Annotated in this window: 11 protein-coding genes and 1 pseudogene; 10 read left to right on the top strand and 2 right to left on the bottom strand. The window is 67.2% G+C overall.

All coding sequences use genetic code 11. The features are described 5' to 3' along the window. Positions 1–124: 124 nt before the first annotated feature. From IE660_RS04960 to IE660_RS04940, 5 genes are all read left to right on the top strand, one after another. Positions 125–1156: a tyrosine-type recombinase/integrase gene (locus IE660_RS04960; RefSeq protein ID WP_203567224.1), complete on the top strand. Its 1032-nt coding sequence runs from the start codon at positions 125–127 to the stop codon at positions 1154–1156. Between the two features lie 39 nt (positions 1157–1195). Then, entirely contained in the window at positions 1196–1363 is a 168-nt protein-coding gene (locus IE660_RS16545) for a helix-turn-helix domain-containing protein (RefSeq protein ID WP_407928998.1), read from the top strand. Positions 1364–1464: 101 nt separating this feature from the next. Beyond that, complete coding sequence (thrS, locus tag IE660_RS04950) at positions 1465–2706, top strand: threonine--tRNA ligase (protein ID WP_203567406.1); 1242 nt, start codon at positions 1465–1467, stop codon at positions 2704–2706. Positions 2707–3014: 308 nt separating this feature from the next. Continuing rightward, on the top strand, positions 3015–3560 hold the full coding sequence (locus tag IE660_RS04945) for an aminotransferase class I/II-fold pyridoxal phosphate-dependent enzyme (protein WP_203567222.1): 546 nt from the start codon (positions 3015–3017) through the stop codon (positions 3558–3560). Positions 3561–3988: 428 nt separating this feature from the next. After that, entirely contained in the window at positions 3989–4207 is a 219-nt protein-coding gene (locus tag IE660_RS04940; RefSeq protein WP_203567221.1) for a hypothetical protein, read from the top strand. Between the two features lie 40 nt (positions 4208–4247). Here IE660_RS04940 and IE660_RS04935 read toward each other — a convergent pair whose 3' ends face one another. Next, on the bottom strand, positions 4248–5150 hold the full coding sequence (locus IE660_RS04935; RefSeq protein ID WP_203567220.1) for a ketopantoate reductase family protein: 903 nt from the start codon (positions 5148–5150) through the stop codon (positions 4248–4250). Between the two features lie 109 nt (positions 5151–5259). Here IE660_RS04935 and IE660_RS04930 point away from each other — a divergent pair. From IE660_RS04930 to IE660_RS04915, 4 genes and pseudogenes are all read left to right on the top strand, one after another. After that, a pseudogene (locus IE660_RS04930) lies at positions 5260–5859 on the top strand (DDE-type integrase/transposase/recombinase); the annotation flags it as partial. Positions 5860–6505: 646 nt separating this feature from the next. Continuing rightward, positions 6506–6889, top strand: coding sequence for a helix-turn-helix domain-containing protein (locus tag IE660_RS04925; RefSeq protein WP_203567218.1), 384 nt, complete (start codon positions 6506–6508; stop codon positions 6887–6889). Continuing rightward, positions 6886–7872 (top strand): PIN domain-containing protein, encoded by a 987-nt coding sequence (locus tag IE660_RS04920; RefSeq protein WP_203567217.1) that lies wholly within the window; start codon positions 6886–6888, stop codon positions 7870–7872. The genes IE660_RS04925 and IE660_RS04920 overlap by 4 nt, the downstream gene beginning before the upstream one ends. Positions 7873–8169: 297 nt before the next feature. Further along, the gene (locus tag IE660_RS04915; RefSeq protein ID WP_203567216.1) at positions 8170–9456 is read left to right on the top strand and encodes a cellulase-like family protein; all 1287 of its coding nucleotides are present in this window, start codon (positions 8170–8172) and stop codon (positions 9454–9456) included. A 7-nt stretch (positions 9457–9463) separates the two neighbouring features. On the opposite strand, the gene IE660_RS04910 is transcribed toward IE660_RS04915, so the two are convergent. Further along, positions 9464–10558, bottom strand: coding sequence for a polysaccharide deacetylase family protein (locus IE660_RS04910; protein ID WP_203567215.1), 1095 nt, complete (start codon positions 10556–10558; stop codon positions 9464–9466). 331 nt (positions 10559–10889) lie between these two features. On the opposite strand from IE660_RS04910, the gene IE660_RS04905 reads away from it, so the two are divergent. After that, entirely contained in the window at positions 10890–12167 is a 1278-nt protein-coding gene (locus tag IE660_RS04905) for a nickel-dependent lactate racemase family protein (protein ID WP_203567214.1), read from the top strand. Positions 12168–12184 lie beyond the last annotated feature (17 nt).

The raw sequence follows: 12184 nt of genomic DNA, 5'->3' as shown, positions 1-12184 counted from the left end.
ACGCTCCACGCGCCGCGGGCGCTCCAAACGGGGCTTCGGACGGTTGGACAAGCTTCCCTCTGGGAAGTGGCGTGCTCGGTACCTAGGGCCAGATGGTCAGGTGCACTCGGCAGATCACACCTTCGTGGCCAAGATCGACGCCGAAGGTTGGCTCGTCGACGTGGAGCGGTCGATCAGCCGGGGTGAGTGGCAGGCTCTGGTGGCTCCCCAGCCCGCGCTGGTGAAGGAGGAGGCTCCGGTGGAGGTCGTGTTTGGAGACCTGGCCCGCGACGAGGTGGCCCGACGTGATCTGACACCGAGGACGAGGGCTCTATACGAGAGCCTGTTGGATCGGCTGATCCTTCCCGAGTTTGGGGATCAGGCGGTGGCGTCGATCACGCCGAAACAGGTTCGCGCGTGGTTCGACAGGATGGGGCCGGAACGGGCCGTGCAACGAAGCCACGCGTACGCGCTGCTCAAGTCCTTGCTGGCGGTGTGTGTGGACGAGGAGTTGATTGTCGCCAATCCCTGCCGCATCCGTTCGGCGGGCCGGCGCAAGACCACCAGGGCGATGCAGCCGGCGACGGTGGCCGAGCTCAACCGTGTGGCCGATCGGTTGCCGCCGGGGCAGGCGCTTCCCGTGCTGTTGGCCGCGTGGTGTGGGCTTCGTTCTGGGGAGGTGCGCGCGCTTCGGGTTAGGGACGTCGACACCGCGACCGGGTGGATCCACGTTCGTCAGGGCGTGACGCGGATCAAGGGGCAGGTGATCGTTGGCCCGCCCAAGACACCTGCGGCGATCCGGGATGTCGGAATCCCGCCGCACCTGCTGTCGCCGCTTCGTGAGTGGCGTGCAGGTCTGGGGGAGCGGAGGGCGCGCTCTGCGTACTTCTTCCCTGGACGCGGTGAGCTGCCGATGAGTGAGAAGGCGCTGCGGTATGCCTTTGACCAGGCACGTGACGTGATGGATCGGCACGATCTCACGTTCCATGACCTGCGTCACACTGCTGCCACGATGGCCGCCCAGAATGGCGCCACGACCGCCGAGTTGATTGCGCGCATGGGGCACACGACGGCCCAGATGGCGATGCGCTACCAGCACGCCAGCCGGCAGCGCGAACAACTCCTGGCGGAGCGATTGGCCGAGTTGGCCCGCGGTGGCGATGGCGCATCCGAGTAGGTGTCGATCACGAGAGAGCGCGTGGCGGCTTGGGCGGGCATGGAGCATCCACGGCGAGAGATTGAGGTCGAGACCGTGCAGTCGGCTGCGCGGCGTCTCGGGGTGTGCCCCAAGACGGTGCGTCGGATGATCTCTGACGGGAGGCTTCCGGCGTACCGACTTGGCCCACGGATGCTGCGCCTGGACCCGGCGGACGCGTTGTCCTGACACAACGCAGCATCCACCAGGCCCCGGAGTGATCCGGGGCCTTCGTCATGTCTGGGGGCTGTAGGGGCACTTCGTGGTCACGACCCGAAGGAAGACCCTCCATGTCCCAACATGATGACCTGTTCGATCACCGCGAGCTCAACCACGACCTGCACGTCTTCGCCACCGATCCCTTGGCGGGATCCGGTCTGCCTCTGTGGCTGCCGGCCGGGGCAGCCATCCGGGAGGAACTCGAACGCCTTGCGAAGGACATCGCCCACGACGATGGCTGTCTCGATGTCCGCACCCCAATCCTGGGCAAACGTGCCTTGTTCGAGCGCTCCGGTCACTGGACCAAGTTCAGCAAGGACATGTTCCCGCCCATGAGGCTTGGTGAGGATGAGGTCGTGCTGCGCCCCGCGAACTGCCCCCACCACGCTCTCGTCTACGCGTGCGACCAGCGCTCGTACCGTGACTTGCCGATCCGTCTCAACGAACTCGCGCCGATGTTCCGCGCCGAACGCTCCGGCGTCGTGTCCGGCCTCCAGCGTGTGCGCCAGATCAGCCTCGACGACACCCACGTCTTCTGCCGCCCCGACCAGGTCCAGACCGAGGTCGCCGCGGCTCTGCGCTCCGCGCTCAGGGCCCAGCGGATCCTCGGCCTCCCCGTCGACTATGTCCGGCTGTCCAAGCGCGACGACTCCGACGCGTGGCTCGGCTCCGCCGAACAATGGGACCATCACCAGGACGCGCTGCGCGCCGCCGCCCTCGAGGTGCTCGCCGACCATGGGATCGACCTGGTCGAAGCCGATGGGGAGGCCGCCTTCTACGGTCCCAAGCTCGACGTGCAGGTCCGCGATGGCCGTGGGCACGAGGAGACCATCGCCACCGCCCAGCTCGACTTCAACCAGTCCGAACGTTTCGACCTCACCTACGTCGACGCGGACGGCTCCAAACAGCGGTGCGTGATGATCCACCGTGGAACCGTCGGAGCCATGGAACGCGTCGTCGCCTCACTCATGGAGCGCTACCAAGGCCGCCTGCCGTTGTGGTTGGCGCCCGTCCAAGCTGTCGTCCTGCCTGTCAGCGAGGCCCAGGACGTAGCGGCCGACGAGGCTGCCCGGGTACTGCGGCGACATGGGCTTCGGGTCGAGGTGCGCCGCGAGGGGAGTCTGGGTAGTCGCATTCGCGAGGCTCGCACCGTGCGCGCCAGCGTCGTGGTCGTCATTGGTGAGCGCGAGGCCGCGCAAGCCATGGTGCAGGCCACCGACGGCCGGGACGGTATCAAACGCACCCTCGCCGTGAATGACCTCACCGAGCGCATGCAGCAGGCCCACCGGGATCGGGTCGACCTCGTATGGTGACGAGTGGGCCGGGCGCCGACAGCAAATGGCGCCCGGCCCGGCGCTTCACGTGATCTGGAGTCGAGCGGCCCCCTCGCTGGGTGCCCGCCTCCCTCGATGACGAGACACCCCACCAACAGGAGATGGCGGCGCGACGAAACGGCGTTCGGAAGCTCATGGGTCAGCCTCTGTCCACGGCGGCCGAAACCTGAGCTGAAATCGACGCCCGAAAGTTGAGCAGGTACGCCCCGCAGCCCGCAGCGAAAGGGCGCCACTTCATGGCCGGCTGGATGGGATGACAACCGCGGCCCAGTACCCCTCTGGTACGCATGGACCATATTCGAGTTCCCTCTGGCCAACCGCTTCGCGACGGTCACGTCATCCCCGGTCCGCGAGCTGCTGGCGATCCTGTCCCGCGGCGACTGATTTCCTTCGCCGGAGGCATCCCCGATCCCACCCTGTTCGAGCTGGACGACATCGCTGCCAGCTACGACTATGTCCTTTCCCACCAGGGCCGGCGCGCAATGCAGTACGCAGCCACCGAAGGTGAGCCCGAACTGCGCGAGCAGGCAGCGCTCCGACTCTTCCAGGACCTCCCGACGACGCCCGACCAGGTGCAGGTGACCTCCGGCAGCCAGGAGGGCATCTTCCTCACGGCCCAAGCCCTGCTCGACCCCGGCGACGTCGTCCTCGTCGAGCAGCCCACCTACCTCGCCGCGATCCAGGCCTTCACCCTGGCCGGCGCACACCTGGTGCCAGTCGACACCGACGACGACGGCATCGACCCCGAAGATCTCGCCGCCGAGATCGAGCTCCACCACCCAAGTTCATCTACCTCATCCCGACCTTCCAGAACCCGACCGGCCGCACCATGACGCTGCCTCGGCGCCAGTCCGTGGCAGAAGTCCTCCAGCACACCAAGACCCCGCTCGTCGAGGACGACCCGTACAGCGCGCTGCGCTACAGCGGGCAACCCATGCCCCCCATCGCGACACTCGGTGGCATGGCAGCCCGACGATCCTGCTGAACTCCGCCTCGAAGATCATCGCCCCCGGCGCCCGCGTCGGCTGGATCCGAGCCGAAGGCCCGATCCTGCGCACCCTGTCGGTCGCCAAGCAGGCCATCGGCCTGCAGTCCCCGGTGCCCGACCAACTCGCCATCGCGCGGTACTTCGAGTGCTGTGATTTGGATCGTCACCTCGAGATTGTCACCGAGGCCTATCGCGAGCGCCGCGACGTGATGGTCGATGCCCTCACCGATGTGCTACCGACAGGAGCGACGCTCCCCAGGCCCGAGGGGGGGCATGTTCTGCTGGCTCGATCTGCACTCCAACGCCGACACTGCCGCGCTGCTTCCCAAGGCCGTCGACACCGGTGTCGCTGGGGTGCCTGGCGCCGCCTTCCATTCTGTCGATCCGAACCCCGCGACGATGCGCCTCTCCTTCGTGACCAATGATGCCGCCACCATCCGGGAAGGCGTCGAGCGGATGGCGAAAGCCCTCTCCCTAGGTGCATCTGCCTGAGCGTCCCATCGCGGCAAAGTAGTGCGTTCCGAGCACCCGCTCAGGTGCCGACCAAAGGAGCGAGCAGCTGGCGGTAGAGGCCGCGGCCGTGGCCCGCGAGGTCCAGGGCGTGAGCGGCCACGGCCCGCTGTTCGGTGGTTCGGGTCGCGGTGGCATGGGGGAGCATGGACACCTGCACGACGGGTCGTGACAGCTGCGCAGCCCAGTACAGGGCGGCGATCGGCAGGGGCACCCGGCCGAAGATCATCCGCAGGTTGCGCGGTGTGATGCGAGCCCCCTGCGCTTCGAGGGAGTCGAAGGCCTGTCGCATGGCCCGAACCAGCAGGACAGCGCCGCGCACTCGCTGTGATCGCGTCTCCAAGGGCTGCTCCAGGACCAGGGCGGCCATGGCGGCCACGAACACCGTGTGGGTGTCCAACCAGGCGTGCATGTCCGGCTCGGTCCGCAGGTGGGGGTCGATCGCGCCGAGCAGCTGCGACGCGAACTTGGAGCCGGCTGCCCCGCCCTCGACCACGGTGGGCTGCTGCCCCACCCGGTGGGCGGTCACCTGCCCGTCCTTCACGCCGCCGCCCACACCGGAGAAGCACCAGACCAGCCGGTCGCGGCCCAGGCGAGCCTCCACGTCACTGCGCAGCTCGAGGGGGTTGGTGAACATCCAGACCCACCCAGCCGGGCTGGCTGCGATGTCGTCCAGGGCCGCAGCCAACTGGTCACCGCGAACGGCGACCAGCAGGACGTCGGAGTCTGTCACTTCCGGTGACTTCGTCACGGCCACGTCGGGCGCAAGGATCCGGCCGTCGAGGCCCACGAGCAGTCCATGGCGGCGCAGGTCGACGAGTCTCGATCCTCGTGCGATCAGGGTGACCTCGTGACCGGCGTCGGCCAGCAGCGCCGCGTAGACCGATCCAACGACACCTGCCCCGAGCACCCTCACACGCGCCATAGTGCGAGCCTATGCGCCAGGAGGACCCAGTGTCGACGACGGTCGAAAAGGGAGCCAGTAACGACGGTTGAAAAGGGGGCCACGCGATCACGATGGAGGGATGATCAGCGTGGATGTGTGGGCCGAGATTCGGTATCTGCATGCCAGTGAGGGCTTGTCGGGTAGGGCGATCGCGAAGCGGTTGGGGGTGGCTCGCAAGACGGTCGCGAAGGCGTTGGCCTCGGATGGTCCGCCTGTTTACAAGGCTCGCCCGCCGGTCGAGTCAGCCTGGGCCCGGGTCGAACCGGCAGTGCGAGTGTTGCTGAGTGAGTTCCCGGACATGCCGGCGACGGTGTTGGCGCAGCGGGTCGGTTGGGACGGGTCGATCACCTGGTTCCGTGAGAACGTCGCGGAGACACGTCGGCGGGTCCGCAGGGTTGATCCGGCGGATCGGCTCGTCCACCGCCCGGGGGAGCAGGTCCAGTGCGACTTGTGGTTCCCGCCCGTGGACGTTGGTCTCGGGCCCAGGTTGCGGGGTCGGGTGCCGGTGTTGGTGATGGTCGCGGCGCATTCCCGCCGGATCGAGGCGGTGATGGTCCCCAGCCGTCGTACCGGTGATCTGTTGGCGGGGATGTGGTTGTTGTTGCAGCGTTTCGGTGGCGTCCCGAAACGGCTGCTGTGGGACAACGAGGCCGGTATCGGACGCCGTGGACGCCTCGCTGACGGGGTCAGATGTCGAGGCACTTCGGACGCGGTGGCACCGTCCGTGGAGACGCTGGCGAGGAGCGTCAGACTTGACGACCGAATGGGATGAGCGGAACGGAGACCGATGGACGAACGCTGAGGGACCGGGGTGCCGGGTGGTGTCCGGCGCGGCGGGCGTCCCTGGCAAGCGGACAGCAAATCGTCGTGTGAGGCTCGGTGGGGGCCGCACGTCAGGACGAGCCCCACCTAATGGCCAAGACCTGGCCGCGAATCGCCGCGTGGGACAGCCAGCTTGGTGCAGCCAGATCCAGTCTCAATCCAGCTCGTCCCGGGACTGCTGCGTGACATCCCCGGGGCTGGCGGTGCGGCGACTTCCAAGCGTTGGCGATCCATAGGTCTCGATAGGCGGTGTCACGTTTGGAGCCCGTAAGAGTCCAGCCTGATTCGCCCGGGCTGGTCGCCGGAGTCGGGTCCGACGAGGTGGACCAGGAAGAAGCCGGCCCGCTGTGGCGTCCCAGGAGATGCGACTAGCAGTCGGCTTCCTCGGTGTGCCGATCACCGGCCCGGTGAGATGGAGCGCCCTGCAAGGCATCGCATCCGCGAGGCCGGTTGTGCGGCGTCGGGCTTGAAGGCAGGTGTGCGTTTTGGGTGTTTCGGGTACCATCCGTGTCATGAGTGGTGTATTGGCCGACGATGCGGCGCGGCAACTCCACGACGCCTTGAATGCCGTAGCAGACGATGCTGCGCGCGAACCCTTCCTGCGGCTGCTGGAAGTGCTGGAGACGTCACCCGAGGTGGTCATCCTGCCGGCGGACGCGTTGTTGAGTACTCAGGCCGTGGCAGACCACCTGGGCGTCAGCCGCATGACTGTGGTCAGGCTCATCGACCGGGGGATCCTTGAGTCCGCTGGCGTGGGAGTACATCGCAAGGTACGGGCGTCCGAAGTGGAGCGCTACCTGGTGGAGCGGGCCGCCAAACGGCGTGGGGCAATCGCAGAGCTGGCTCAAGACATTGATGCTGACACCGCCGCCGATGAGGTGATTCGCACCCGATGAGCGCGCCTGTCGTGCTGCTCGATGCGTGCACCTTGGTGCCGATCCGGCTCACCTCATGCCTGTTGTCCCTAGCCGAGGCGGGGCTGATCGCCCCGCTGTGGTCGGACGAGATCCTGGACGAAGTCGAGCGGAATCTCCCAAAGCTCAAAGGCATGACCCACGAGAGGGCCACGCAGCGGGTGGCAGCAATGCGCGAGGCTTTCGACGACGAGGCCTCCGTGGATGGCTACCAGGAGTTGATTCCTCGCCTGTCCTGCGACCCGAAGGATCGGCACGTCCTGGCTGCTGCGGTCCACGGCGGCGCAGACGTCCTGCTGACCTTCAACGTGAAGGACTTCCCTCCGGAGTCCACGGAATCGTTCGCGCTGTCAGTGGAGCATCCTGATTCGTTCTTGGCTAGTCTCTTGGTTGAGCAGCGCGACAGAGTGCTTGAAGTGCTGCGCGAGGATGCACTCCGGAACCGGCGCCCGCCCACGACGGTGGCCGAGTACTTCGCGGGTCTGGCCGCAACAGTCCCCACCTTCGCAACGCTCGCGAACGACGCCGCGAGCTTAGGCGACGAGGACGAATCGCCAGTCCCGGCACTTGTGGCAGCAGACGAGGATGACGCGCTCGCCGCCTACGGTGTCCCCGGCGACATCACAAACCCGGCGCAAGTGACGTTGTTGTGGTGGCTGGCGCTTCTTGAGCGGGACCCTGCGGTGCACCACCTCACGTACGATCCGTCCGCGTGGGGTGACTACGAGTGGGCGCGCGAGCACCTGGAGGGCAGGGCTCCGGCCTCGCGGGTGATCCCACTCGTCGACGCTCCCGAACAGGTCGCCGTCATGAGGTTTGTTCCGGAACCGTCCGCGGTCGCACAAGCCTTCGCGGCATTCCGCACAAGCGTGACTTTCCTGACTCTGGTGCGTGTGCCGGATGGAACTTGGAGAGTCTGGGGCTTGGGGCCCGGCATCCTGAGCGCGCGTGAGATCTTGGACTGAGGCGTTGCGCGGGATAGATCATTGCGAACAGGGTCGTAGACTCTGACCCATCCGTAACCGGAGACACGCAAGAGCCACGACCCCTGAATACGCACGATCCCTGCTGGAAGAACTGGTAGTCAGCAGCGGAGCACGCCCCGGCCGTCGCACTGTTCGAGTCCTGTCGCCCCGACCAGTGGTGCCCCAGCGGTGATCGATTCGTCCATACGATTGCGCTGCTCGAGGCTGGGCGACCAGGCCCGGCGCTCCTACGCTGACAGCCATGGGGACTCATCCGGGCCTGACGGGATTCAGGGCATGACGGGCACGACCACCCAGCGACCGGAGCGCCTGCCGTCGAGGTTGACCATCACCTTGTGGGACTTCAGTTGGTTCACCCAGGCGGGGCCGGGCGAGCCCTTCCACGACTTGGACGAGGCCATGGCCCAGGCGGTGGAGCGTGGCTACAACACGGTGCGCATCTGTGCCATGCCGCACCTGCTCTTCGGTGACGACCAGCTCGAATGGTCGCGTCTGCGAGTCAGCCAGATGGGGCCGGGTGTGGGGCACGGCACGCGGTGGTACAACGTGGCCGGAGGGGTCGAGCTCGACGGACGCGAACGCCTGCGCAACCTGTTCGAGGCGGCTCGACGCCATGGAGTCGTCGTCATCATCTCGTCGTGGGAGTACCAGCAGTCGCCCGCCTTCTCGGCCGACGACGCCTGGTACCGCAGCCTGATGGCCGTGCCGCCGCAGGAGCGGCACCTCGCCCTGGCCCGCAGCCTGGTACGCCTCGTCGAGCACCTGACCGAGCACGGCCTGGGCGACCAGATCGCCTACGTCGAACTGCACAACGAGGTCGACCTGTCGCGGCTGCGCGACGTGACCGGCGGTGACCAGGACCCCTACTGGTCCCAGAAGCCCCACAACGAGGCCGCCATCGAATGGTTGCGTGAGCAACTGCCGGGGGTGATGGTGACCACCTGCTACGGCATCACTCCGTACCTGGACATGGACAGTGCGGCCACGAACGGTGACGTGGCCCACTTCCACATCTACGTCTACGGCACCTTGGGGGCCCTCGAACGGTGGGCGGGTGTGCGGTCGCTCCCGCCGGAGTACCCGACCGCCAACCTCTGCTCGTTGCTGCGTGAGGACGCACCCGCCTTCGGCCCTGAGTCGACCGGTCACGTGCCCCAGTGGCGCTACGACGCGACCGGGGTGTCCCCGGCGATGTTCTACTCCTACGACCAGGTGGATCCGCGGTTGTGGGATCGCTGGTTGTACGAGCACCACCACCTCTACGCCGAAGCGATGCGTTGGGCCATCGCCGACAAGCTGGACGCGGTCGCACGCTTCGCCGCGAGCCACGGCATCCCCGCAGTGATCGGCGAGGGCTGGATCGGCTACACCCCCCTGCACAGCGACTACGAGGACGGTCCGTTGGGATCGGCCATCGCCGAGTTCGCCGTTGATCGTGCGATCGACCTCGGATATTGGGGAGTCGTGCTGGGGTCGAACTCGGCACCGCACCATCCCGGTTGGGGCAACGTCGGCTGGCAGCAACGACTCAATCGGCTGCTGCTGGAGTCTGCGCCCAGCTGAAGCGCTCCTACGCGGGTCGTGCCGGGTCGATCGTCGACTTCACGTCGAAGAACTGGTGCAGGGGGTTCTTGGGGTTCCCCAGCGCCCAGCTCATCGAGGTGCCGTCGACGGCGATCCGCATCTGTCGCCACAGTTCGGGGGTCAGCTGCGTCCACGACGACCTGGTCGAGTCGATCGGGAAGAAGTGGCGGAACCCGGCCTCGAGCAGTTGCGGGTACTTCGATCCCGGGCGCTCAAAGGCCACCGAACCATAACCGTCCACCCCGAAGGGGAAGATGAACTCCTCGGTGGGGCCGATGATCGGGCGCACCTCACTCGCCCAGTGCTCGATGTCCCAGGCCACATTGCCCGCGGACGACTTCCACAGGTTGATGTGGCCCCAGGTGTGCGAGGCGAAGTGCCAGCCATCAGCCTTCATGGCATCCGCCACGGCCTTGGCCAGTCGTTGCTGCTCGCGAGTCGCCGCAGTGTTGCCGTACTGGCGCACCGAGGTGCGGTAGCCGAGCACACCGTTGTAGCCGGTGAGGCCAATCGTCCCCTTGTCACCGCGGTAGCTGAACTCGGGATGGTCGCGAACGAAGTCGTCCACCACGGTCGAGACGTCGTAGGCGCCGTGGTGGGCCTGGCCCCGGGCGTCGACGTAGGTGTTGGTCACCCGACCGTCGCGGATGGTCAGGTTGCTCGCGAAGCCCGCACCGGCCATGTACTCGTAGTACGACACGTCGTCGACCGACAACACCAGCGGCGTGCGGCCGGGGGGCAGCAGCACCGGCTGGTAGCGCATCACGCCCGCAGCGTCGGGCGCGACCAGCCGCTGTGGGTGCACCAGGACGAAGCCTCGCTCATGCATCTGGCGCAGCTGGGCCTCGAACTCGCGCTGGGTCACCATGTACTCGGCGTAGCCCTGACGGGTCGGGTTGCTGGCGGCGAACGCCCGGGCCGGGTCGACGATCAGCGAGTGGTAGAAGATGTGCGAGACCGTGGAGTTGTCCGCCCAGACCACCGCTGACTTCTTCGCCGCCTCGACCTCGTCACGTGTCTGCGTGGCCTCGGGCGAGTCGTCGGTCTCGAGCATGGTCAGCGCTGCGTCGTAGTCGTACATGGACGACAGCCGCCGCGCCTGTTCCACCAGCCCGGAGGGGGTCGTGGAGGCAGTCGACGGCGTGGCCGAAGCGGTCGATCTGGCCGCGCTCACGCCCGTACCAGCCGTTGCCGGCGGTGCCGACGGACGAGGTGGCACCTCGCCTGAGCACGACGCCAGGGCAGCCACCATTGACAGTTGCAGCATCGTCCTGCGCTCCATCACACACCTGCCCTTGGGGTCGACTCCCTGAACCTGTCACGCGCAGGGTCCACCTGAGGTTGGCAGCCTTGACAGCGACTAGCCTGAGGCCTGACCGACTGCTGACCCGAGTCCACGAAAGGCGTGACCGATGACCTCACACGTGCTGCACGGGCGTGGCGACGTGCTCGTGCCCGACGTGCCGGGCGCGGTGTTCACGTCGATCGCCAAGCCGCCGGCCACTCCGCTCACCGACCCGTCCGCGGCAGTGCGGAACGTGCTCGAGAACCCGATCGGCAGCCGGCCCCTGGCAGAACTGGCCCAAGGCCGAGCCAGTGCCTGCATCGTGATCTGTGACATCACCCGCCCGGTGCCCAACCACCTGTTCCTGCGCCCCATGGTCGAGACCCTGGTCGAAGCAGGCATTCCGCTGGAGGCGATCACCATCCTGGTCGCCACCGGTCTCCACCGGCCCAACCTCGGCCCTGAGCTTGACGAGCTGGTCGGCGACCCGTGGGTGGTGGCGAATGTCCGGATCGGGAACCACTTCGCCAGGGACGAGGCCATGCTCGTCGACCTGGGTCGCACGTCGACCCGGGGCACCCCGATCCACCTCAACCGGCTCTTCGTCGAGGCCGACCTCAGGATCGTCACCGGCCTGATCGAGCCGCACTTCATGGCCGGTTGGTCGGGCGGTCGCAAGGTGGTGGCCCCCGGTGTCGCCGGCCACGAGACCATCCGCACCTTCCACTCCCACCGGTTCATGGCCGACCCGCTGGCCATCCAGTGCAACCTCGCCGGCAACCCGCTGCACGAGGAGCAACTCCAGATCGTGGCCGCGGTGGGGGAGATCTACGCCTTGAGCACGGTGATCGACGAACAGCGTCGCCTGCTGCAGGTCACCTTCGGCGACGTGATCGCTTCACACCAGGTGGCGGTCGACTTCGCCGCTGGACTGTGCGAGGTTGCGGTCGCACGACGCTTCCACACCGTGGTCACCTCGTCGGCCGGCTACCCGCTCGACAAGACCTACTACCAGACCGTCAAGGGCATGGTGACCCCACTCGACATCCTCGAACCCGGCGGCACGCTGATCATGGTGTCGGAGTGCGAGGAAGGCCTCGGCTCGCCGGAGTTCGCGGAGTCGCAGGCCCGCCTGGCGGCGCTGGGACCGAAGCCCTTCCTCGAACAGATCACCCCGAAGCGGCTCGCCGACATCGACGAGTGGCAGACCCAGATGCTGGCTCAGGCGATGCTGCGCGCCCGCATCCAACTGTTCGGGGCAAGGATCGCCCCTGACCAACAACAGCTGGCCTGTGTCGAAGTCATCGACGACCTCGCCGTGGCCATCGCTGCCAGCATCGAGCGCAGCGGCGACCCCGCGGTGGCGGTGATCCCCGAGGGTCCCTACGTCGTCCCCGTGGTCTGAGCAGGCAAGGAGGGGCA

This window comes from Aestuariimicrobium ganziense (assembly GCF_015352975.1).
In the GTDB taxonomy this organism is placed as follows: Bacteria; Actinomycetota; Actinomycetes; order Propionibacteriales; family Propionibacteriaceae; genus Aestuariimicrobium; species Aestuariimicrobium ganziense.
This window is presented reverse-complemented; position numbering and strand designations above follow the sequence as displayed.

Coding starts and splice junctions, on each gene's coding strand:
- IE660_RS16545 (WP_407928998.1), top strand. CDS start 1,196: ATGGAGCATCCACGGCGAGAGATTGAGGTCGAGACCGTGCAGTCGGCT.
- thrS (WP_203567406.1), top strand. CDS start 1,465: ATGTCCCAACATGATGACCTGTTCGATCACCGCGAGCTCAACCACGAC.
- IE660_RS04945 (WP_203567222.1), top strand. CDS start 3,015: ATGGACCATATTCGAGTTCCCTCTGGCCAACCGCTTCGCGACGGTCAC.
- IE660_RS04940 (WP_203567221.1), top strand. CDS start 3,989: ATGTTCTGCTGGCTCGATCTGCACTCCAACGCCGACACTGCCGCGCTG.
- IE660_RS04935 (WP_203567220.1), bottom strand. CDS start 5,150: ATGGCGCGTGTGAGGGTGCTCGGGGCAGGTGTCGTTGGATCGGTCTAC.
- IE660_RS04925 (WP_203567218.1), top strand. CDS start 6,506: ATGAGTGGTGTATTGGCCGACGATGCGGCGCGGCAACTCCACGACGCC.
- IE660_RS04920 (WP_203567217.1), top strand. CDS start 6,886: ATGAGCGCGCCTGTCGTGCTGCTCGATGCGTGCACCTTGGTGCCGATC.
- IE660_RS04915 (WP_203567216.1), top strand. CDS start 8,170: ATGACGGGCACGACCACCCAGCGACCGGAGCGCCTGCCGTCGAGGTTG.
- IE660_RS04910 (WP_203567215.1), bottom strand. CDS start 10,558: ATGTACGACTACGACGCAGCGCTGACCATGCTCGAGACCGACGACTCG.
- IE660_RS04905 (WP_203567214.1), top strand. CDS start 10,890: ATGACCTCACACGTGCTGCACGGGCGTGGCGACGTGCTCGTGCCCGAC.